Annotated in this window: 21 protein-coding genes; 18 read left to right on the top strand and 3 right to left on the bottom strand. The window is 34.2% G+C overall.

The window, feature by feature from the left end; translation table 11 throughout:
- Positions 1-80 precede the first annotated feature (80 nt).
- Positions 81-1,325 carry an MFS transporter gene (locus tag AS161_RS05805; protein ID WP_011993605.1) on the bottom strand — a complete coding sequence of 415 codons (1,245 nt, stop codon included), beginning with the start codon at positions 1,323-1,325 and terminating at the stop codon, positions 81-83.
- Positions 1,326-1,530: 205 nt separating this feature from the next.
- Here AS161_RS05805 and AS161_RS05810 point away from each other — a divergent pair, with 205 nt between their 5' ends.
- Genes AS161_RS05810 through AS161_RS05835 form a run of 6 tightly spaced genes read left to right on the top strand, consistent with a single transcriptional unit; the run spans position 1,531 to position 8,812 of the window.
- A complete protein-coding gene (locus AS161_RS05810; protein ID WP_164542104.1) occupies positions 1,531-3,360 on the top strand; it encodes a beta-galactosidase in 1,830 nt (609 codons plus the stop codon).
- Between the two features lie 34 nt (positions 3,361-3,394).
- Positions 3,395-4,411 (top strand): LacI family DNA-binding transcriptional regulator, encoded by a 1,017-nt coding sequence (locus AS161_RS05815; RefSeq protein ID WP_164542105.1) that lies wholly within the window; start codon positions 3,395-3,397, stop codon positions 4,409-4,411.
- A 7-nt stretch (positions 4,412-4,418) separates the two neighbouring features.
- A complete protein-coding gene (locus AS161_RS05820) occupies positions 4,419-6,107 on the top strand; it encodes an alpha-galactosidase (RefSeq protein WP_164542106.1) in 1,689 nt (562 codons plus the stop codon).
- Positions 6,104-7,060, top strand: a complete 957-nt coding sequence (gene galT / locus AS161_RS05825; protein WP_164542107.1) for a galactose-1-phosphate uridylyltransferase — start codon at positions 6,104-6,106, stop codon at positions 7,058-7,060. The genes AS161_RS05820 and galT overlap by 4 nt, the downstream gene beginning before the upstream one ends.
- Before the next feature lie 8 nt (positions 7,061-7,068).
- Complete coding sequence (locus tag AS161_RS05830) at positions 7,069-8,124, top strand: galactokinase (RefSeq protein ID WP_164542189.1); 1,056 nt, start codon at positions 7,069-7,071, stop codon at positions 8,122-8,124.
- Between the two features lie 43 nt (positions 8,125-8,167).
- On the top strand, positions 8,168-8,812 hold the full coding sequence (locus AS161_RS05835) for a class II aldolase/adducin family protein (protein WP_164542108.1): 645 nt from the start codon (positions 8,168-8,170) through the stop codon (positions 8,810-8,812).
- A 14-nt stretch (positions 8,813-8,826) separates the two neighbouring features.
- Here AS161_RS05835 and AS161_RS05840 read toward each other — a convergent pair whose 3' ends face one another.
- Positions 8,827-9,576 (bottom strand): SprT family zinc-dependent metalloprotease, encoded by a 750-nt coding sequence (locus AS161_RS05840; RefSeq protein ID WP_164542109.1) that lies wholly within the window; start codon positions 9,574-9,576, stop codon positions 8,827-8,829.
- Complete coding sequence (locus AS161_RS05845) at positions 9,539-10,219, bottom strand: HAD family phosphatase (RefSeq protein WP_164542110.1); 681 nt, start codon at positions 10,217-10,219, stop codon at positions 9,539-9,541. Before AS161_RS05845 ends, AS161_RS05840 begins: the two co-directional genes overlap by 38 nt.
- Before the next feature lie 148 nt (positions 10,220-10,367).
- Here AS161_RS05845 and AS161_RS05850 point away from each other — a divergent pair, with 148 nt between their 5' ends.
- From AS161_RS05850 to AS161_RS05905, 12 genes are all read left to right on the top strand, one after another.
- Positions 10,368-11,186 (top strand): hypothetical protein, encoded by an 819-nt coding sequence (locus tag AS161_RS05850; protein ID WP_164542111.1) that lies wholly within the window; start codon positions 10,368-10,370, stop codon positions 11,184-11,186.
- Entirely contained in the window at positions 11,183-12,079 is an 897-nt protein-coding gene (locus AS161_RS05855) for a stage 0 sporulation family protein (protein WP_164542112.1), read from the top strand. Before AS161_RS05850 ends, AS161_RS05855 begins: the two co-directional genes overlap by 4 nt.
- Positions 12,051-12,212, top strand: a complete 162-nt coding sequence (locus tag AS161_RS05860; RefSeq protein WP_238374620.1) for a DUF2905 domain-containing protein — start codon at positions 12,051-12,053, stop codon at positions 12,210-12,212. The genes AS161_RS05855 and AS161_RS05860 overlap by 29 nt, the downstream gene beginning before the upstream one ends.
- Positions 12,213-12,262: 50 nt before the next feature.
- Positions 12,263-13,708 carry a glycerol kinase GlpK gene (glpK, locus tag AS161_RS05865; RefSeq protein ID WP_164542113.1) on the top strand — a complete coding sequence of 482 codons (1,446 nt, stop codon included), beginning with the start codon at positions 12,263-12,265 and terminating at the stop codon, positions 13,706-13,708.
- Complete coding sequence (gene tsaE / locus AS161_RS05870) at positions 13,666-14,139, top strand: tRNA (adenosine(37)-N6)-threonylcarbamoyltransferase complex ATPase subunit type 1 TsaE (protein WP_011993593.1); 474 nt, start codon at positions 13,666-13,668, stop codon at positions 14,137-14,139. Before glpK ends, tsaE begins: the two co-directional genes overlap by 43 nt.
- Positions 14,140-16,572: an endopeptidase La gene (gene lon / locus AS161_RS05875; protein WP_011993592.1), complete on the top strand. Its 2,433-nt coding sequence runs from the start codon at positions 14,140-14,142 to the stop codon at positions 16,570-16,572.
- Positions 16,508-17,113: a ribosome biogenesis GTP-binding protein YihA/YsxC gene (gene yihA, locus AS161_RS05880; protein WP_011993591.1), complete on the top strand. Its 606-nt coding sequence runs from the start codon at positions 16,508-16,510 to the stop codon at positions 17,111-17,113. The genes lon and yihA overlap by 65 nt, the downstream gene beginning before the upstream one ends.
- 86 nt (positions 17,114-17,199) lie before the next feature.
- Positions 17,200-18,828: an arginine--tRNA ligase gene (gene argS, locus AS161_RS05885; protein ID WP_011993590.1), complete on the top strand. Its 1,629-nt coding sequence runs from the start codon at positions 17,200-17,202 to the stop codon at positions 18,826-18,828.
- Between the two features lie 33 nt (positions 18,829-18,861).
- On the top strand, positions 18,862-20,262 hold the full coding sequence (locus tag AS161_RS05890) for an ATP-binding protein (protein ID WP_011993589.1): 1,401 nt from the start codon (positions 18,862-18,864) through the stop codon (positions 20,260-20,262).
- Positions 20,263-20,286: 24 nt separating this feature from the next.
- On the top strand, positions 20,287-21,156 hold the full coding sequence (locus tag AS161_RS05895) for an HDOD domain-containing protein (protein WP_241241344.1): 870 nt from the start codon (positions 20,287-20,289) through the stop codon (positions 21,154-21,156).
- Entirely contained in the window at positions 21,134-21,511 is a 378-nt protein-coding gene (rbfA, locus tag AS161_RS05900) for a 30S ribosome-binding factor RbfA (RefSeq protein ID WP_011993587.1), read from the top strand. The genes AS161_RS05895 and rbfA overlap by 23 nt, the downstream gene beginning before the upstream one ends.
- Positions 21,512-21,540: 29 nt before the next feature.
- On the top strand, positions 21,541-21,897 hold the full coding sequence (locus AS161_RS05905) for a flagellar protein FlaG (RefSeq protein ID WP_164542115.1): 357 nt from the start codon (positions 21,541-21,543) through the stop codon (positions 21,895-21,897).
- Positions 21,898-21,899 lie beyond the last annotated feature (2 nt).

Consider the following 21,899-nt stretch of genomic DNA (forward strand, 5'->3'; position numbering starts at 1 on the left):
TATATAGTATAAAAAACAAAAATAACACAACTTATAGTTAAGTGAGATAGAAAGAGGAAGGTACAAATAATTGGTATCAATTACTTCTCAGTAGGAGTGTTTACAGTTTTTGGGTGGTTGACTAGGAAAGTTATCCTACTTATCGCATAAATTGTAACTATTATACCGGAAAAAACGTATGAATTTCTTACACCAATTTTATTACCTATAAGCCCAAGAAGAAATGTACCTGTTGGGGAACCACCTGTATTTATAAATGAATACAAAGACATAACTCTGCCTTTCATGTGATTTGGTGATAAAAGTTGTGTCCTGCTGTTTGTGATGTTGAAAAACGAAGATTGGCACGCGCCAATTATTAATGCTGCATAAGGTGTAAAAGTAGGATAAAAAGACGCTATTAATATGTTTACTCCTATAATCAACAGCAGAAGTTCTTCTCGAAGCTTTATTAATCTTTCCGGTGGTACAGCGCCTACGATGTTAGCTCCAATAAAAGCACCGAGTCCCATAAAGCCCATTATCAACCCGTAGCCAACAATGTCAGACTTAACAACACTTTTTACAAAAGCTTGCATAAGCATACCAAAAGGCATACCAAATAAAGAGTAAACACTTAATCCTGTTAACGTTAAACTAAGCGTGCGATCTTTTACAAGGTATTTCACACCCTCGAAAAGATCTTTGAAGAATTTGCCAAAAGAATTGTTTTTGGAATAACCAATTTTTTCTTCAGGAATTATCAACAGTACAACGAGAAGTGGAACAAATGATATGGCATTTATAACAAATCCCAATTGTAGTCCATAATATTTCACAATGAAACCAGCTATAGTTGGCCCAACCATCCTCGCAACGTTAAATATCATTGAGTGTAGTGCCAATGCATTTGGAAGTAATGATCTATCTACTATAGAAGAAATAAATGTATTGCGCGAAGGAAGGTAAAAACCACTTGTAACACCCATAGCGAAACTTAAAACAAGCAAAAACACAGGACTTAGTAAACCTTTCCAAACAAGATAAGCCATAATAAAAGCATTTACCGCATCTAAAAGTTGTGTATAGAACAATATGCTTTTTGCACCAAACCAATCTATAAGCACACCAGCAATAGGGGAGAAGAAAATAGAGGGGAAACCTTTAAGAAAAGCAATAAGTCCTATAAAGCCAGCTGCTTTGTCTTCTGAAAACAAACTAACAGCTACCCACCCTCTTAAAGTGGTATCAATCCAAGAACCTATTAATGATATACTCTGAGCTATCCAGAACTTTCTATAGTTTTTGTTCTTGAGAGACCTATACGGATTCATATACTTCGCCATACGAACTATTTTAACACTATTATGAATTTATGCAATAGTAAAATAAAAAGATTTAAAGAGATTAAATAAAAATTCTGCATTTATTCATGAATTTAAGCTTTTATTTATACCATATCAGATTTTGAAATGTATGGATATTTTGTTTTAATTGATGTGAATTGTACCGGTAACGTTACCAAAAAAGACTTTTAGGGAGGAGTATTTTATGCAAATTTACGGAGCTGATTATTATCCAGAGCATTGGGATGAGAGTTTTTGGAATAGGCATATAGAGATAATGAAAGAATATGGTATTGATTGGGTAAGAATAGGTGAATTTGCTTGGGCTGTTTTTGAACCGAAAGAAGGAGAATTTCATTTTGAACTTTTTGATAAGGCAATAAAGCTTCTCAAAGATAATGGGATAAATATTATTTTAGGAACTCCGACAGCAACACCACCAGCTTGGCTTATCAGAAAATTTCCTGAGATTCTCCCAAGGGATTATAATGGAAAAGTTAGAGAATTCGGAAGTAGAAGGCACTATTCGACAAATTCGAAAGTTTACAGGGAATATTCTGCACGCATTGTAGAAGAGTATGCAAAAAGATATGGTTCGATAGTAGATGCTTGGCAAATTGATAATGAATTCGGTTGTCACGGTACTACTTATTCCTTTACAGAAGATGATAGGAAGAAGTTTATTGAATGGCTTAAGGAAAAATACGGTACACTGGATAATTTGAATAAAGCATGGGGTACGGTGTTTTGGAGTCAAACTTACAGTGATTGGAATGAGATAGGATTTCCAATTAATACTCCAACTTTCGAGAATCCTCATCAGATGCTTGACATTTACAGATTTATGTCCGACAGCTCCATAGACTATATGAATATGCAAGTTGAAATCATTCGAAGATATTCAGATAAACCTATTACACATAATTTTATGGTTGATTTTATGGATATCGATTACAGGGAGATGGCTAAATACCTTGATTTTGTTTCTTGGGATAATTACATTGCAACAAAAGAATACGACCCTTTAAGACAATCTGCAAATCATGTTTTGATGCGATCGTTGAAAAAATCACCATTTCTTGTTATCGAACAACAACCCGGAAGGGTCAATTGGCGTGATGTGAATGAAAATTACCCAGGTGAGTATCTCAATATGTGGACAAAGCAGGGATATATAAACGGAGCACTTGGAGTTATGCCCTTTAGATTCGATCAAATTAGATTTGCAGCAGAACAGTATCACGGTGGATTGTTAGACTATGCTGGAAGACCCACAAAGAGATTGGAAATGTACAGTAAAGTAAAGAGTGAAACTCCTGGTATTGTTGAGTCAAAAAAAGAGGTGGCAGTATACTTTGATTACGAAAATGAATGGATTCACAGAATAAATCATGTAAACAGAAAGTTCAGATATTGGGATAATATAATTGAAATTTTCAAAGCGGTAAGAAAGTTGGGATATAACGTTGATTTCGTTTTTGCAGATGATGATCTGTCGGAATACCATACTCTCATTGTTCCTTATGCTTTCAAAATCGATAATGGGTTTGTTGAAAAAATAAAGTTGTTCAAAGGAAATGTCTATATGACTTGTATGTCGGGATTGAAAGATGAGAATAATTGGGTAGTCGAAAGAGCTCCACACATGTTAATTGATGAGTTTGGCGTTGAAGTAATGGATTTCGGTGCTATTGATAAGTCTAAAGCAAATATTTTGAATGCAGATTTTGAAGTAGATTATTGGATAGATGAGTTGAGAATTTACGATGGAAAGATTTTGGGGACTTTTGACAATGGAATGCCGCTGTTTGTTAAGAAGTCAAATAGGTACTATTTGGCGAGCGTGTTAAATGAAGCTGGATGGTTGAATATACTTTCAAGAACTCTTGAGCCAAAGTTCATAGGTAGCTATGTGGAATATTCCGAAGCAAAGAATGGAACATACATATTAAATCTTAAAAATGAGAGGAATAATATATTTATAGGAAGTCAAATTATCGAGTTAAATGCCTTTGAACTGAAAGTAATAAAATAAAAGCGAAAAAATACGGAAGAACGAGGTGAAAAAATTGAAAAAATTTGTAACTATTCGTGATATAGCACGTGAAGCTGGGGTGTCAATAAATACAGTTTCACGAGCTTTAAATGATAAGCCAGATATAAATGTTGAAACTAAAAAGAAGGTACTGGAAGTTGCGGATCGTTTAGGTTACATAAGGGACGCAACCGCCGTTTCGCTGCGTTACGGTTTGACACGCGTTATCGGTGTTATATTAGAAGATAGCTCAAATCCATTTTATTCCGAAGTCTTGAAAGGTATAGAAATGGCCGCCAAGAAGAAAAAATTCAACGTGATTTTCATGAACACAGAAAGAAGTTATGAATTAGAAAACGAAGCTATAAAAACTATGATTGGCAGGAGAGTAGATGGGATGATAATTTCGCCTACACAAGAAAAGTGCGACGATATAAAGCTTCTATCAGAAAAAGGGATACCTTTTGTCGTGCTTGGTGTTCACTTCGATGAGCTAGACGTCCCGGAAATATACACAGACGATGAAAAAGGTGGTTATCTCGCAACTAAGCATCTTATTGAAATTGGAAGAAGGAGAATATTGTTTTTGAATGGGTTTACTTATAAATCTGTCGCAAAAATGAGGTTAAATGGTTATAGAAAGGCACTTAAAGATTTTGGATTGGAATACGATGAATCTCTTGTCTATGAGATTGAAGAAGGATATGAGAGTGCGTACAACAAAGTAAAGGAACTATTGAAAAAAGGTATAAGTTTTGACAGTATTTTCTGTTTTAATGATGTCTTTGCGATAGGTGCAATTGGTGCTTTGAAAGAGAAAGGGATAAAGGTTCCACAAGATATTGCTGTTGTTGGGTATGATGACATATATTTTTCTAAGTTTATTTCCCCTTCACTTACAACAGTTAAAATTGACAAAATTTTGGAAGGCAAATTAGCATTTGAGATGCTCCACGGGATACTTACTAAGAAGATCGGAAAAAATGTTAAAAATGTATTAGATGTGGAATTGATTGTTAGGGAATCAACAATTGATAAAATAGGGGAGTGATAAAACAATGGGTATTTATATTTCATCTCTCAAAGATTTGCGCAAGGTAATTGGTTACAGAAAATATGAAGACTTTGAATGTATTGTTGAACTTGAAAAAATTCATCTTGGTTACAAAGTAAACGTGGAAGTTAATGGGATTGTAGATGAAGTAGAAATTTTTACTTTTCCAAAACCTGAAAGAATCTTTTTAAACAATTGGCAATCTTGGGGACCAGCAAGAGTTGTAAGCAAAGATTTCTCAATTGACTTTCCAAAAGAACTAATTCAAAAATTTGGGTTCAGTGCTTCCATTATGCCAGAGAAATACTTTAATTCACTTGTAAGTGATTATTTTATAGCTTCTGACAATTTTGTGATAGGTGCACTTCAGTCTAAAATCGGTCATCCGTTCTTTGAATTATCAAAAGATAGTATAAATGTTAAGTTAAAGTTCTTCGGTAAAAGTTTTGACGGTTGGACAAAGGTTGAATCGTTTGTAGTGTTGTACGAAAATCCAGATATCGCATTACCTTACTATGCGGATTTGGTGGCAAAAGAAAACAACGCTAATTACAAAAGATATAATCCAATAGGATGGTCAAGCTGGTACCAATATTTCTTGGATTATGATTACAATAAGATGATTTCAGATCTTGAGAAATCATATGGGTACGGTTACGAAGTCTTTCAAATAGATGATGCGTGGGAAAGAGATATAGGTGATTGGGAAGTAAATGAAAGATTTCCTTCACTCGAAGAAGTTGCAAGTAAGATTAAAGAGTACGGTTATACTCCTGGAGTATGGTTGGCACCTTTTAGTGTAGCCGAGACTTCGGATTTATTTAAAAACCATCCTGAATGGATTGTTAAAGATAACAATGGAAATCCGATAGTCGCCTATGAAAATTGGAATAAAAAAATTTACGCTCTGGACACAACTCATCCAGAAGCGCAAAAGTGGCTTTTGAATCTTTTTATCGATTTGAAAAGTAAAGGGTTTGATTATTTTAAAATCGATTTTCTCTTTGCTGGAGCTATACAAGGCAAACGTTACTTGAATGTCACTCCAGTGGAAGCTTACAGGATTGGTATGGAAACGATAAGAAAAGCTACAGGCGATTCTTTTGTCCTTGGTTGTGGTGCACCTTTATTACCAAGCATTGGATATGTTGATGGTATGAGAATAAGTGCGGATACAGCACCTTATTGGGATTTAAACGGACCTGATATTGGTTACCCAAATGCTTATTTCGCACTTAGAAATGTCATTACAAGATCCTTTATGAACAACGTTTGGTGGTGGAACGATCCAGACTGTTTGATGCTTAGAAAGGAAGAAACACAGCTTTCGGATAATCACAGACAACTTTATACGTACGTTTCTCTTTTGCTTGATAATATGATTATTCAAAGTGATAATCTCTCACTTAATATAGACAAAGAGCTTTGGAATGTTATTTTAGAGTACAAAAAATATGGTAGAAGGAAGTACAGGGTCGAGGGTTTAATGGAAGGTGTATACAAAATCACCAGCTGTGGTTTGAATGGTTGTGATAAGCTTACAATAGAAGATCTTGGAAATGCTAAGTACAAAATAGAATTCGATACCCCAAGAGTTAAATTATTTAAAAGTGTTGAGAAGAGAGAAGATGGAAGGACGTTTAATTACTATACGGAAGATAATACTGGTAAAGCAAAGGGTGATGTAAAATGATGGAAAGACGTTGGAATGTACTTACAGGGGAGTGGGTAATGGTTTCTGCGTTTACACAACAAAGGCCAACTAATCCGGTAAATTTCTGTCCATTATGCCCAGGAGGAGACGAATTTTCTGAACCGTACGACTTAGCTTCCTTTGACAATAGATTTCCATCGATGAAATTGAATGCTCCAGAAGTAAACTCCTTGAGTGAGCTTTTCAGAAAAGAAAAATCTAATGGTCAATGTGAGGTCGTTGTTTATACTATCGAACATGAAAGTTCGATGAGTCTTATGCCAGTCCACCAGATAGAGAAGCTTGTTGGAATGTGGGTTGATAGGTATTTAGATTTGGCTCAACATCCGTCCATTAAGTATGTATATATCTTCGAAAACAGGGGAAGAGAAGTTGGAGCGACACTACCACATCCTCACGGTCAATTGTACGCTTTCCCATTTATTCCAAAGAGAATAGAAGCAAAATTGAGTGCACTTTCTGAATATTACGATGAACATGGTAGATGTGGTGTTTGTGATGTGATTGAGGAAGAGTTAAAATTGAAAGAGAGGATAATATATGAAAATGATGCATTTATTGCGTTTGTTCCTTTCTATGCTCGTTGGCCTTACGAAGTTCATGTGTATCCAAAAATGCACGTTAGCTCAATTGTACAGTTAACAAATTTTGAAAGATACCTCTTGGCAAAAACCTTAAAAGTTGTTACAATGAAATATGATTTGTTGTTCCAACAGGCTTTTCCGTATATGATGATGCTTTTCCAAGCTCCTGTTAACGATATAAGATACGATCATGCGTTTCATTTCCATATAGAATTCAATCCAGTAAAGAGAGATAAAGACAAAATAAAGTGGATGGCAAGTGTTGAAACAGGAACGTGGGCGTTTATAAATCCAAAATTGCCTGAAGAAGCGGCAAGAGAATTAAAGAATGTGGAGGTTGAAGTATGAATGGAAAGATAGTTGTCTATTCACCTGGGAGAGCAAATTTAATTGGGGAACATACAGATTACAATAATGGTTTTATACTACCGTTTGCTATCAAACGATATGTGAAAATAGAGATTGAGCCATCAAAAAAATTCAGAGTGTTTTCCGAACAAATAAAAAAAGGAATAGAATTTAATACATTAGAAAAAACGAATTCTTGGGCAGACTACGTTATAGGTATGATTGTTAAACTTAAGGAACATGGTTACGATGTGAAGCCTTTTAATATGAAGATTGATTCGAACTTGCCGATGGGAGCAGGGCTTTCAAGTTCGGCTGCACTTGAAGTTGGGGCCGGTTACGCGATTTTATCGATGATGAATTACGATATAAATAGAGAAGAACTTGCAAAAATTGCGCATGAATGCGAAGTTGAGTTCGTTGGCGTTAGATGTGGGATTATGGATCAATACGCTGTAGCGTTGTCTAAAGAAAATCACGCGTTGTTTATAGACACTATGACGAGGGAATACAAATACATACCGTTCCATCTTGACAGTGCTAGGATTTACCTTGTAGATTCAGGTATAAAACACGAGTTAGGTTCTTCAGAGTACAACAAACGAAGAAAGCAATGCGAGCTTGCGCTTGAAGCGATGGGAAAAAAGAGTTTCAGAGAGGTAACAATGGATGATGTGGAAAAGTTAATCGAACCTGTACTAAAAAAACGCGCTTTGCATGTCATAACGGAGAATGAGAGAGTACTTAAAACACTTTCAGCTCTCGAAACGGAGAATTTACAACTTGTTGGTCGCTACCTTTATGAATCACACTACAGTTTGAAAGATAATTATGAAGTATCTTGTGAAGAGATAGACTTTATGATTGAACAATTTGAAGAGTACGCAGATATTTACGGTGCACGAATTGTTGGAGCGGGATTTGGTGGAAGTGTCATTGTTCTTGCAAATGAAAATTTTGAGAGAATATTCGAGAAAGTGTCGCAGAAATACACAACTAAGTTTGGAATTATTCCAAAGCTTTTGACTGTTGAGACAAGCGATGGAGTTTTCAGATTAGAGTAAGTTTTAATAAATTTCAATAAATTTTGGAGGTGTTTAGTCTCAAATGGTGTTTAATACAGATGTCGCAACTGAAGTAGTAAAATACGCGAGAATAGTTAGCGAAGCTGGATTTACTAAAGGGACTTGGGGAAATATTAGTGTTTGCTTTGGTGATTTTATATACATAACTCCATCTGGCTATCCTTATGATTTGCTCAAACCAGAAGATATAATTGTTGTCGATAAGCAAGGAAATAAGCTTTACGGAAGTTTGAAACCATCTTCTGAGTTGCCACTTCACATTGAGATATACAATAATAGGAAAGATATAAACGCTATAATCCACACTCATCCAGTGTATTCCACAGTTATTTCACTAACAGTTAGTGAAATTCCACCTATTGTTGAAGACGCAGTTATGATTCTTGGGGAAAGGTTAAGAGTATCCGAGTACGCTTTACCCGGAAGTTGGGAGTTGGCAAAAAATGCTTTTATCGCCCTTGGGCAAAATAATTGTGTCTTTTTGAGAAACCACGGATTGGTATGTGTAGGTGAAAACTTACATGAAGCATTTATTGCAACGCAAGTTGCAGAAAAAACTGCCCAGATTTACATTGAAGCATTAAAAATAGGAAAAGTGATTGAAATACCTCAAGAGCACGCAAAAGTTTTGAGGGAGAAATATTTAACTTCCTATAAGCAAAAGTAAATAACATGATGGAATTATGGAATGCTCAAGTTATGTCCGTTTTTTCTTAGCCAATCTCTGCATAATTTCCAATTTGGGAAGTGTCTTCCGACAACTTCCCAAAATTTTTTACTATGGTTCATCTCTACAGTGTGTGCTAATTCATGGATTATAACATAATCTATAACTTCAACTGGTGCCATTATGAGGCGCCAATTTAGAGATATCGTACCTTTTGAAGAGCAACTTCCCCATCTTGTTTTTGTGTCTTTTATCTTAACTCTAGCAAATTTAAAACCATTTTTATACGCAATGTATTTCGTTCTTTCAGGGATATATTCTTCTGCTTTTTTTCTCAGTAATCTATTCAAAAGCACATCGGCATAGTCGATGTATCTTTTGTTAATCTTTATTTCGTGTTCCTCAAATCGAATTGGTACTTCAAGAGACTCAGTGGATGTAACTGGAATTTTCTTGCCCAAATAGGCAATATAATACTCTCCTAAGGATATTTTCTCTATTAGCTCTTCTTTTTGCCTTACTTCTTTTTCCAATATATCATATATTTTTGCGCCGTGTTGTGTTAAGAGAGACTTTATCTGTTTATCACTTGTTTGGCTGGGAACAAATATCTTCACAGTGCCTTTATTTACAAGCACTTTGATGCTTTTTCTATTCGAATGCCTTACAATTGTACATTTAATTTCTTTATCGGATATTTTTACATATATTGTATCGGTTTTTTGCTTAAATTGATTGCTTCGAGCACTTTGCAGTCGTCTCATATTGTTCTCCTGTTAAATTGTGTTCATCAAATTTGATATTCAATTTTCTTTCGAGTTCTTCTCTAAGTTTTGTGTGGTCTGTCAAATGTATAAATTCAAAACCTAAGATTTCAGCTGTTTGAATATTCTCCAATCTATCGTCTACAAATAACGATTCTTGTGGAATTATGTTGTACCTTTCTATAAGTATTTCAAAAATTTCTTTATCTGGTTTTATTTGTTTTACATGGCTTGATATAACCATTCCATCGAACTTTTTGAAGAAATCGTACTTTCTGTAGACGTAAGCAAAGTTCATTTCGCTGAAATTAGAAAGTACGTATAGTTTGTAGCCCATTGCTTTTAAAGGTTCTAATAATTTTGTGTTATCTTTTATTTCTATGAGTAAATTAGTCACGTTTTCTTTCAGATGTTCGATAGGTATTTTGTATTCTGGGTGCTTGTATATAAACAAATTCCACAGCTCATGTTCATTTATTATACCTTTATCCATTAAGTTCCACTCTTTGGAGTTAAATATCACTCTTTCTAAGAACTCGGCAGTCTCTTTGCCAAATTTTTTAATCATATATTCGTATGGTTGCCAATCGATGAGAACTCTTCCCAAGTCAAAAACTACATTTTTTATGCGCCTAGTTTCCACATTAACACACCCTTTCAATATTTTTCATATTTTATTATACATTATCTTGTAAATTTAGCATACTGTGATTTTGTGTACTTTTGTGGTATAATTTTTTAAGAAAGAAGAAAATACTGGGCTTTTGAAAGAATTGGGGGAATAAAAAAGAATGCTACCATCATTGCCTTTATTAGAAGAAGGGAAAAGTTACTGTATAGTTGTGCACAATGTTTCCTACGGTATGCAAATTATTGAAAAAAGTATAGATGGTGGAATTGATAATACATTCATTGTCAAACCTGAAAATAACATAGGTATAGATGAAATAAGACAAGTTATAGATTTTTTAGATTTTCGATCGAATGATAAAGCAAAAATCGTTGTTGTATACGAAGCTGATAAAATGACGCAGGAAGCTGCTAATGCATTCTTAAAAACGCTCGAAGAACCTCCACAATACGCAAAAATAATTCTTGTAACTTCAAGATGGAGTTCAATTTTGCCGACTATTAAAAGCAGAGTCCAGAGAATAAATATACCTTTTCCAACTGAATGTCAAGAACTCCATGATTTTGAAAGACACATAGTTTTCTGGAATTACGATTTTTTTGAGCAAATTAAAGAGAAAAAATATTCTATAGTAAATGAAGAAGATTTATTTGATGAAGGTTTTAGTGATATAGATAAGATATTTACACTAAAATCTCTCATAGAAAAGTATCAAAATGCAAATTTGGATGAGTACGTTAAATTTGTGGCTAAAATATCGAAGATTAACAATATAACTTTCTTGAAGCTTTTTAGTAAAGTCGTTTCCTGGTTTATTTTTAAAAGTAAGTTAAGTGATGAAGAAAAATTAAAATATATAAAGATATGTGATGAAATCCAGAGTAGTAAAATCGCTAATTTCAACTATCAACTCACGTATTATGTTTTATTTATGGCACTCTTTGATTCACAAGAAAATAATGGAGGAGGAAAGATATGAGCTTTCAAGCTACAGTTTACGGTGTAGAGTTAATGCCAATGGGAAAAATAGTATATTACGGTGATAATGGTGAAGGATTCAAGTATGGTGATTATGCAATAGTTTTAAGTGAATTTGGAACGGATTATGGAAAAATACTCAGCGGACCAAAAGATATAAGTATTGACGATGTTGATTATGAAATAAAACAGATTATCAGAAAAGCTACAGACGAAGATTTAGATATAATTCGCGAGAACGAAGAAATTGCAAAGAAAGCAAGGGAAATAACTGTAGATCTTGTGAAAAAGCATAACCTTCCAATGAAAATACTGCAATCAAAGTATATATTCGATAGAAGCAAGCTAGTTATATATTTTAGTTCTAAAACACGCGTGGATTTTAGGGAGCTTGTTAAAGATATTGCAAAAGAGTTTAAAACACGTATTGAACTAAGGCAAGTTGGAGTTAGGGACGAAATGAAATTTATCAAGGGTTTAGGTTTGTGTGGTCTTAGAAGTTGCTGTTCTTATTTTCTCAGAGAATTTGATAGTATTACTTTAAAACATGCCAAAAGGCAGCAGATGATGATAAATACGTCAAAAATCACAGGTCCGTGTGGAAGACTTCTGTGCTGTTTAATGTACGAACACGATTTTTACATAGAGATGTTGGAAAATATTCCTGACGAAGGTTCGACAATATATTACGACGGAAAAATTGCAAAAGTTATAACTGTTAATGTGTTTTTATCAAAGGTTACTCTCCAGACCGACGATGGTGAAATGGTTGCGCTGCCATTTTCTTACTTTAAGGAGGGAGAAAATGCAGGAAATTGGAAAATTATTGATCATGGTAGGAGTAATGATTATTATAACGGGCTTGATGATATATCTGATATCGAAGATGAGTGATATAAAATGGTTACCAGGTGACATAGTTATAAAGAAGAAAAATTTTGTCTTTATTTTTCCAATAACAACTATGATAATTTTGAGTATTGTAATTACTGTCATAATAAATATAATTGGAAGATTTTTCAAATAATTTGTATATTTAATTGTTTAATTACCCAAACGTTTAGAGGGGGAGATACGATGTACATAGGTTTAGATCAAGGAACAACCAGCACAAGAGCTATTCTTTTTGACGAAAATTTTAACATGCTTCACGAAGCAAGAAGAGAATTTAAACAAATTTATCCAAAAGAAGGTTGGGTCGAACATAATCCTGAAGAAATATGGCAAACGGTTGTTGAAGTTCTTGAAGAATGTAAGAGAGTTGCCGAATCGAAAGGTGAAAAAATAAAAGCAATAGGTATAACAAATCAAAGGGAAACAATTGTTGCGTGGGATGAAGAAGAAAAAAGAACTTTATACAACGCTATTGTTTGGCAATGTAGAAGAACAGCTGAACGTTCAAGTGAATTAAGAAAGGATTTTGGGAAAGTAATAAAAGATAAAACAGGTTTAGTTGTTGATCCATACTTTTCAGCTACAAAGATTGAATGGCTTTTGAATAATGTTGAAGAGGTTAAAAGAGCTGCGGCGAAAGGAACACTGAGATTTGGTACGATTGATTCTTATTTAGCTTGGAAACTTACTGGTCAACATGTTACAGACTATTCAAATGCTTCGAGAACAATGCTTTTTAATATACATACGTTGGATTGGGATAATGAACTTTTAGAACTTTTTGGAGTTAAAAGGGAGTTTCTTCCTAAGTTAGTTGATACAGCTCAATACATTGGTGATACAAAAGATGGTATACCAGTTTCATCACTTGTTGGAGATCAACAATCCGCACTATTTGGGCAAACAGCTTTTGAAAAAGGTGATGTAAAATGTACTTTAGGTACAGGAAGTTTCATTTTGATGAATACTGGAGATCAGATAATAAATTCACAACATAATTTGCTTAGCACAGTTGGATGGAAAATAGGTAATGAAATTGTTTATGCATTAGAGGGTAGTGTTTTCATAACTGGAACTTTGGTAAATTATCTTATTAGGAACCTTGGTTTTGCCAAAGATAGTGCAGAGTTAACGGAACTTGCACTCCAGGTGGGAAATAACGGTGGTATTTATTTTGTTCCAGCATTCACCGGTTTGGGTGCACCTTATTGGGATCCTTACGCAAGGGGATTGATTATTGGATTAACACCTGGAACAGACAAAAGACATATAATATACGCCGCATTTGAAGGTATTGCATTCTCGGTAGGTCAACTCGTTGCTTTAATGGAAAAAGAAAGTGAGATATACATAAAAACTTTAAAAGTCGACGGAGGAGTTTCTAAGAATAATCTTATAATGCAAATTTTGTCCAATACGGTTAATACAGTTGTTGAAAGACCTGTAAATAGAGAAACAACCGCGCTTGGTGCAGCAACACTTGCAGCGATAGCTATGGGTTGGGTTGACAAAAATAAATTAAAAGAAATCAGGAAAATAGACAGAATATTCACACCAAAAGAAAATCGTGAGGAGGAATTCAATAAGTGGAAACAAGCGGTAAATCGTGCGTTGAACTGGGAATCTTAAACGAAGAAGAACTTATAAATTTAGGTAAAAGATTTGCAAGTTGTTTGGAAAATGGTGATATATTAATTCTTTCCGGTGAAATCGGAAGTGGGAAAACTACTTTTGTGCGAGGAATTGTTCATGGATTGGGCTGTAATCCAATAATGGTTACTAGTCCAACTTTTACTCTGATGAATGTGTATAGTTGTCATAAAACCGTTTATCATATTGATGCATACAGATTAAATAGTATCGATGAAGCTTTTTATATATTAGAGGCTGAACTTGAAGAAGATGATGGTATTTTTATAATTGAATGGGGCGAGACATTAAATCAATTCTTTAATGAAGAGACTATCAATATAAGATTTGAACATATTGATGAAAATCACAGAAAAGTTAGTTTATGTGTCTCGCAAGAGATATTGCAAAGATTGAGGAGGTGTTTATAATTGCCAAATAAGAATGATAATAAAGGGAAATATTCAAGGCTTGAAAAAGAAGCAAAAAAAGCAAGGGAAGAAAAAATCTCTATCCCTAACGTTTTGCCAGCAATAGCAATGAGAAGTAATATGGTTATTTTTCCAAATACAGTTGTACCATTTTACGTTGGACGTGAAATTTCCTTAATGGCTTTAGAGGAAGCCATGGAAAAGACTAATCAAATTGTTTTTGTCGTTAACCAAAAAGATCCTGCCGTTGAAACTCCCACAGAAAAGGATTTGTATAAAGTAGGTACAATAGTTAGAATAATACAAGTTGGAAAGTTACCAGATGAAACATTTAAAGTGCTTGTGGAAGGTATTGCACGTGCGAAATGGATAAAGAATGTTGGAGAAAAATTCTTTAAATTCGAAATAGAGATTCTACGCACGCGTTATGGTAAATCAAAGAGACTGATTGCTTTAATGAGAATGGTAAAAGAAGAACTCCACAAGTACGTGCAATATTCAAGAAAGATTCCTCCAGAAACGCTAATGTTACTTGAAGATGTTGATAACCCAGATGTCTTCGCTGATATAGCAGCTTCCTTATGCCCTGGAAATATAGAAGAAAAACAGCAATTACTTGAGATAGTGCACCCAGCTAATAGGCTTGAGAGGATTTTAGACATACTTGCAAGAGAAACTGAATTACTTGAGATTGAACAGCAGCTTGATCAAAAAGTAAAAGAAAGAATCGAAAAGTCACAACGTGAATATTATCTTAGAGAAAAGTTGAGAGTAATCCGAGATGAACTTGGTGGAGAAGAAGATATTGAGATAAAAGAATTAAAGGAGAAGATTGAAAATAATAATTATCCTGAATTTGTTAAAGAAAAAGCGAGAGCTGAAATTAACAGGCTTGAAAAAATGTCACCATACGCGCCAGAAGCGACTGTTGTAAGAACTTACTTAGATTGGATATTGAACTTACCTTGGCACGAAAAAACCGATGATACCGATGATATAAATTTTGCGGAAAAAGTATTAAACGAAGACCATTACGGTTTAGATGAACCAAAAAGGAGAATTTTAGAGTATCTTGCAACTAGAAAAGTGTCTCAAAAAGCCAAAGCTCCAATTATTTGTTTTGTTGGTCCTCCTGGTGTTGGTAAAACATCACTTGCGAAATCTATTGCTAGAGCAATGAATAGAAAATTTGGCCGAATGTCATTGGGCGGACTGAGAGATGAAGCTGAGATAAGAGGACACAGACGTACTTATGTTGGAGCTATGCCTGGTAGAATTATGCAACTCATAAGAAAACTCGGTGTTAAAAATCCAGTGATACTATTAGACGAGATAGATAAGATGGGCATAAGCTTCCAAGGAGATCCGGCATCTGCGCTTTTGGAAGTTCTAGATCCAGAACAAAATAAAGAGTTCGTTGACCATTACATTGAACTACCTTACGACCTTTCCGAGGTTTTATTCGTTACGACGGCGAATGTACTCTATACGATACCACCAGCGTTGCGCGATAGAATGGAAGTTATAGAAATATCGAGTTATACAGATGTTGAGAAATTCTATATAGCGAAAAATTACATAATTCCTAAAATTGAATCTGAATTCGTTGAAAAAGCCGATGAAATTTTCTCATTTAAAGATACAGCTATCAAGAAAATAATAAACGAGTACACTTTGGAACCTGGTGTGAGAGAACTCGAAAGGGAGATAAGGAGTGTTGTTAGAAAAGCTACGTTAGATGCTATAAAAACAGGTAAAAAAATTGTGATTAGCCCAGAAAAAGTTACTGAATACTTAGGACCAAGCAAAATTAAAGATGAAGACAAATTGGAAAAACCAATGATTGGTGTTACAACAGGGCTCGCTTGGACACCAAATGGAGGTACTACACTTTATATAGAATCCACGTTGATACCCGGTAACGGCGGACTTATAATAACCGGTCAACTTGGCGATGTGATGAAAGAATCCGTGCGTATTGCATTGAGTCTTGCACGCAAAATAGTTGGCGACGAATATGCTGAAAAGTTCACTAAGAACGATATCCATGTACACGTACCTGAAGGAGCTGTACCAAAAGACGGTCCTAGCGCTGGTGTAACTATAACAACGGCTTTAGTATCTGTTGTTAAAAATATACCTGTGAGAAATGATATAGCTATGACTGGAGAAATAACACTTAGGGGAAGAGTGCTACCTGTAGGCGGAATAAAAGAAAAAGTTATGGCAGCATATAGAAAAGGTATATACCATGTTATACTCCCAAAGAAAAATGAAGTTGATATTGAAAAAGTTCCTGAAGTGGTTAGAACAAAGATGAAATTTACATTTGTCGAAACGATAGAAGAAGTATTGGAGGTGGCACTTAATGAAGATAATTCCAAAGAAAGTAGAAAAGGTAGAACTCGTAAAGGTAATAGCAACACTAAATGATAAATTTCCTCATCCTCTTAACGGTGAATATGCCTTTGTTGGAAGGTCAAATGTCGGAAAATCGAGTTTGCTTAACGCACTTGTAGGTAAAAAAGTAGCGTTTGTAAGTAAAAATCCGGGTAAGACAAGCACAATAAATTACTTTTTGATTGATAACAGATTTTATTTTGTAGATTTACCTGGCTACGGTTATGCAAAAACATCGAAAAAAGACAGAGAACTTTGGAGAAAAGTTATAGAGAGATATTTTTCCGAACGTTCTTGGAATATGAAAGTAATGTTTTCGCTTATAGACTCGCGACATGAGCTGATGGAATCAGATGAACAGTTACTTGAATGGACTCAGATACTTGGAGTTAAGCCTGTTGTTTTGCTTACAAAAATAGATAAATTGAATAGTTCTGAGAGATTAAAACAAATCAAGTACTTTGAAAATATATTAAAAAGTTATGGTATAGAGAGAATCATTCCATGTTCCTCGTTGACTAAGGAAGGGCTAGATGAAGTGTGGAATGTTATATTTGAAACGCAAAATTATTAAAATTACTTCAATGTGTAAACTGATGATATTTATCGACATGATTAAGAATACTAATAATTGAAAGAAAGATTGGAGGTTTAGAACAAATGATAAAAAAAGAAATAGAAAGCATCTTGAAAAGTTTTTTAATGGAAACGGGATTTGAGTACGATTTTGTTGTTGAAATTCCAGAAGAACAGTTTGGTGATTTTTCTACCAACATAGCTCTCGTCGGGGCGAAGTATTTCAAAAAAGCTCCCAGAGACGTTGCAAAGTATTTTGTCGAAAAACTAAATGGTCATCCTATGTTTGATGAAATTACAATAGCCGGTCCCGGTTTTATAAATTTTAAAGTTTCAAAGTCGTTTTATAGAGACTTTTTAGATGGTTTTTTAAGAAATCCAAGAGAGATATGGAAGTTCAAAAACAAAGGGAAAATTATTTTAGAATACGGTAGCGCAAATCCAACTGGGCCTTTAACAGTAGGTCATGGAAGACAGATTGTCATCGGTGACGTACTTGGAAATATCTTAAGTTATATAGGATATGATGTAACCAAAGAAATGTATCTCAACGACGCTGGAAGACAAATAAAGTTACTTGCAAAGTCCGTATGGGCAAGATATCAACAGCTTTTAGGTAAAGATGAACCCATACCGGAAGACGGTTACAGAGGCAATTATGTAATTGACATTGCCAAAAAAGTTTTAAAAGATTATGGTGAAAAATTTGACGGCATTTGGGATGAGGAAGTTGAGGAAATATTTAGAAAATATGCTTTGGAAGATATAACAAAGATGTTTGAAACAACCCTTGAGAAAATCAATGCAAAGTTCGATAATGTTTATAGTGAGAAGAGTCTCATAGACGATGGCACAGTAAAAGAAGTACTAGATATACTAGAAAGTAAGGGTTTAATTTACGAAAATGAAGGGGCTATCTGGTTTAGAGTTTCAGATTTTGCAAATGACAACGATAAAGTTCTCATCAAAAGCGATGGGAGTTATACTTACTTTTTAACTGATATAGCTTACCACTATAAAAAATTCAAAAGAGGTTACGACTTAGCGATAGATATTTTTGGGAGTGACCATCATGGACATCTTCCACGTATGGAAGCTGCGATGAAGGCTTTGAATATCCCAGATGATTTTCTTGTTTTTGTTTTGCATCAATTTGTGACACTCAAACGCGGAAATGAAGTTGTTAAGATGAGTACAAGAGCTGGGGAATTCGTGACTGTAGATGAGCTCATCGATGAAGTTGGTAGAGATGCTACAAGGTATTTCTTTGCAATGGTAGATGTTAACACACATTTGAATTTTGACCTTGAGCTTGCAAAATCTCAAACAAACGAAAATCCAGTTTACTATGTTCAGTATGCGCACGCGAGAATCGCGAGTCTGTTTGAAAATGCAACAGTTAAAGGCCTAAAATTTAGTTTATTTGATAATATAGAATTACTTGAAAATGAAAGCGAAATGAGAATTATAAAATTAATTTCATCTTTTGATGATATACTTGAAAGGGTAAGAGACAAACTTTCGCCTCACTATTTGACAGATTACCTTGAAACCTTAGCTTCAGCGTTCCACAAATACTATTCAGAATACAAAATTGTAGATCAAGATAATCCCGAAATGACAAATGCAAGGCTGAATTTGGTATTTGCGGTTAAGATTATACTCTCTGAGGGGTTAAGATTACTCGGAGTGAGCACACCAGAAAAGATGTAAAATTTACTAGGTACGTTTAAAAGAGGTGAGGAAATGGAAATTCAACAACTTCTTTCCAAGTATATGTTGGAAATATCCAAAGTAAGAGACGAAAAATCGTTGTATACTGCAGTATCAGAAATCTTAAAAAAAATCGTCAGTTTTAGTGTTCTCAATGTTTTTAATCAAAATAATCTTGTTTTTTCAGAACCAGAAGGTCAACATATTGAAAAAGAAATTTTTTCAGATTATCTGCCATGGATTGAGCAAAGACTCTATCCTACATTTTTACCATTAGAAAATGGATACATTGGATTAATTCCTGTATTCAAAGCAAACAAACTACTTTCGACAATAGTGATTGAAACAACCGAAGAGCCAACTGCAGAAGTTGTTGATTATATTCAACTTCTTTCTTACCTTTCAGGAATTACACTTGAGAACCTTAGACTCATAGATTTCGTTGACAAGGCAAGGGAGTACTTTGAGAGCATCATTAACCTTTCAAACGATGGTATTGTTGTTTTAAATGAACTTAAAGAGATTGAGTTTACAAATAGTAAAGCTAAAGATAATTTAAAAGATAATACCGAACTTTTACGGGAAATAATTGATCGTATAGAAAATAATGAGGAATTTTTCGAAGTCGAAACTCACAAATCATTTTTCAGTATTTCTGTGAAACAAGTAAATCTTCTTGGAGAAAAAAAGGTACTTGTTAACATAAGAAACATAACTTCGGAAAAAGAAGTCCAAAAATTAAAAGAATTAGACAAAATAAAGACTAATTTTATTGCCAATATCTCCCACGAATTGAGAACCCCGCTTGCAGCAATAAAAGCATATGTTGAAACGATGTTGAATATGCCTATGAGCCAAGAAGAAATACATGAATTCCTCGATGTGGTTTACAGCCAATCAATCCGTTTAGAAGAATTGCTTAGTGACTTACTTGATTTTTCTCAACTTGAATCTCATACGATGAAAATTTTAAAAGAAAGCGTCAATATATGTGAAATAATTGAACACTCAATAGAAACTTTAGAAAATATGGCAAAGGAAAAAGATGTAACAGTCGAGTATAACTGCTCTAACTTAGAGATTAAATGTGATAGAAAGCGTATTGAGCAGGTAATAGTCAATCTTTTAAGCAATGCTATAAAATTTTCTGATCAAGCAAAAGAAAAAAGGTTTGTTAGGATAGACGTGTTAGATGAAGGAGAAATAGTAAAGATTATTGTTGAAGATAATGGAATTGGAATTCCGGAAAGCGCATTTGATAAAATATTTGAAAGGTTTTATAGAGTTGATAATGAACTAACGTACGCAGTTCCTGGTACAGGTCTTGGTTTAGCTATTGTTAAAGAAATTGTCGAACTTCATGAAGGAAATATATTGGTTGAATCTGAAGTTGGTAAATATACAAAATTTATCGTGACACTTCCAAAAAATTAAAATAACCTGTTGGGATGGTTGATGATGATAAAAGAAATGATATCTACTGTTACAGAAATTCCAACTCCTGACGTAATAGTACAACAAATAATATCAACGGCCTCTAATCCAAATGTAAGCGCAAAAGAATTTGAAAAAGTTATTTCTATGGATGTTGGGCTTTCAACAAAGATACTTAAATTAGTGAATTCAGCATACTACGCGTTACCAAGAAAAATAACAAAGCTTAGTGAGGCAATAGTTATAATTGGCTTTAAGACTGTGAGAAATCTTGCTTTAAGCGTTTTTACATACTCTGCTTTGCATTCGAAAACCACATTTGTAGATCATGATAAGCTTTGGTCACACTTTATGGCAACCGCTATATTTTCAGAACAAATCGCTAAAAGTATCGGGTATATGAACCGTGAAGAAGTTTTCCTTGCTGGATTAATACACGATGTTGGAAAACTTGCTGTAGACTTATTATTTCCAATGTATATTTTTGAACTTTCCAAAGTAAGTAGGGACCTTTCTAAGCCTATGTTTTTAATAGAATATGAAATTGGTGTGGATACACATATGGAGATTGGTGGAGAACTTTTACGTCATTGGAAATTTCCGGAAGAATATGTATCAATAGCCATTTTGCATGAAAAGCCTTCTTTAAATCCTGACTCACCTTACATAGAAATGTCTTGTATTGTACACCTTGCCAATGTTTTTTCAAATATATTTCTGCCAGGAAATTCTTTATCTTATGGTAAGCCGTATTTAGATCAAGTTGTTTTCAAAGTTTTAGGAATTAAACCGTCTCGATTAGAAACTATGTATCATGAGTTGGAAATAGTATTTAATAAATCTAAAGATTTAATCTTCGGAGGTGTTGAAGATGAAACAGGAGTACAAACTTAAGATGCTTGAATCTGAGATTAGAAAAGTATTATCGGAAGCCTTAATGGAAATGAAAGATCCAAATATAGATCCGATGAAATCTTTGATAACCATTTCGAGAGTGGAAGTGTCTAAAGATAAAAGATACGCAGATGTGTATGTGAGCGTTTTAGGAGATGAAGCGAAAAGAAAAGATGTAGTTAACTATTTCGAACAGAAAAAGGGGTACTTCAGGACCTATGTTGCAAAAAATATAAGGATGTATACGGCACCTGAATTGAGATTCAAGGAAGATAAAGGAATCGAAGCAACAGTTAGAATAGGGCAATTGTTAGACTCAATTAAAGAATCCCAAAAAGGAGACGATAATAAATAAGGGATATTCTATTCCATGGAGGGATTGTTATGGATAAAATAAGAAGCATAGGAGGAGCTGCATCAAATGATATTTCAGGAATACCACTTTTAAAAAACGAAAGAGAGAGTGTTGAAAATTTACCAATAAACGTAAGAACAACTCAAAAAGAAATTGCTAATAAACAAGAAGAAATTGATCTCTTCAAGGAAAATTTTGAGAAGTTGAAGAAAATATTTAGAGGGGAAGCAGAATTTAAAATCGACAAAGACACGAACATGGTGGTTATCAAGATAAAAGATCCCGATACAGGAGAAATCATACGCCAGATACCTCCTGAGCTTGCTGTGAAGCTTGCGAAAAATATTCAAGAGCTTTTGGGGGTTTTGATGGACGAAAGGGTGTGAGG

This window comes from Fervidobacterium sp. 2310opik-2 (assembly GCF_011057735.1).
GTDB classification, from domain to species: Bacteria; Thermotogota; Thermotogae; order Thermotogales; family Fervidobacteriaceae; genus Fervidobacterium; species Fervidobacterium nodosum.

Bases quoted from the DNA above. Each gene is read 5' to 3' on its own strand.
- AS161_RS05805 (WP_011993605.1), bottom strand. From the start codon at position 1,325: ATGGCGAAGTATATGAATCCGTATAGGTCTCTCAAGAACAAAAACTAT.
- AS161_RS05810 (WP_164542104.1), top strand. From the start codon at position 1,531: ATGCAAATTTACGGAGCTGATTATTATCCAGAGCATTGGGATGAGAGT.
- AS161_RS05820 (WP_164542106.1), top strand. From the start codon at position 4,419: ATGGGTATTTATATTTCATCTCTCAAAGATTTGCGCAAGGTAATTGGT.
- galT (WP_164542107.1), top strand. From the start codon at position 6,104: ATGATGGAAAGACGTTGGAATGTACTTACAGGGGAGTGGGTAATGGTT.
- AS161_RS05835 (WP_164542108.1), top strand. From the start codon at position 8,168: ATGGTGTTTAATACAGATGTCGCAACTGAAGTAGTAAAATACGCGAGA.
- AS161_RS05840 (WP_164542109.1), bottom strand. From the start codon at position 9,576: ATGAGACGACTGCAAAGTGCTCGAAGCAATCAATTTAAGCAAAAAACC.
- AS161_RS05850 (WP_164542111.1), top strand. From the start codon at position 10,368: ATGCTACCATCATTGCCTTTATTAGAAGAAGGGAAAAGTTACTGTATA.
- AS161_RS05855 (WP_164542112.1), top strand. From the start codon at position 11,183: ATGAGCTTTCAAGCTACAGTTTACGGTGTAGAGTTAATGCCAATGGGA.
- AS161_RS05860 (WP_238374620.1), top strand. From the start codon at position 12,051: ATGATATATCTGATATCGAAGATGAGTGATATAAAATGGTTACCAGGT.
- glpK (WP_164542113.1), top strand. From the start codon at position 12,263: ATGTACATAGGTTTAGATCAAGGAACAACCAGCACAAGAGCTATTCTT.
- yihA (WP_011993591.1), top strand. From the start codon at position 16,508: ATGAAGATAATTCCAAAGAAAGTAGAAAAGGTAGAACTCGTAAAGGTA.
- argS (WP_011993590.1), top strand. From the start codon at position 17,200: ATGATAAAAAAAGAAATAGAAAGCATCTTGAAAAGTTTTTTAATGGAA.
- AS161_RS05890 (WP_011993589.1), top strand. From the start codon at position 18,862: ATGGAAATTCAACAACTTCTTTCCAAGTATATGTTGGAAATATCCAAA.
- AS161_RS05895 (WP_241241344.1), top strand. From the start codon at position 20,287: ATGATAAAAGAAATGATATCTACTGTTACAGAAATTCCAACTCCTGAC.
- rbfA (WP_011993587.1), top strand. From the start codon at position 21,134: ATGAAACAGGAGTACAAACTTAAGATGCTTGAATCTGAGATTAGAAAA.
- AS161_RS05905 (WP_164542115.1), top strand. From the start codon at position 21,541: ATGGATAAAATAAGAAGCATAGGAGGAGCTGCATCAAATGATATTTCA.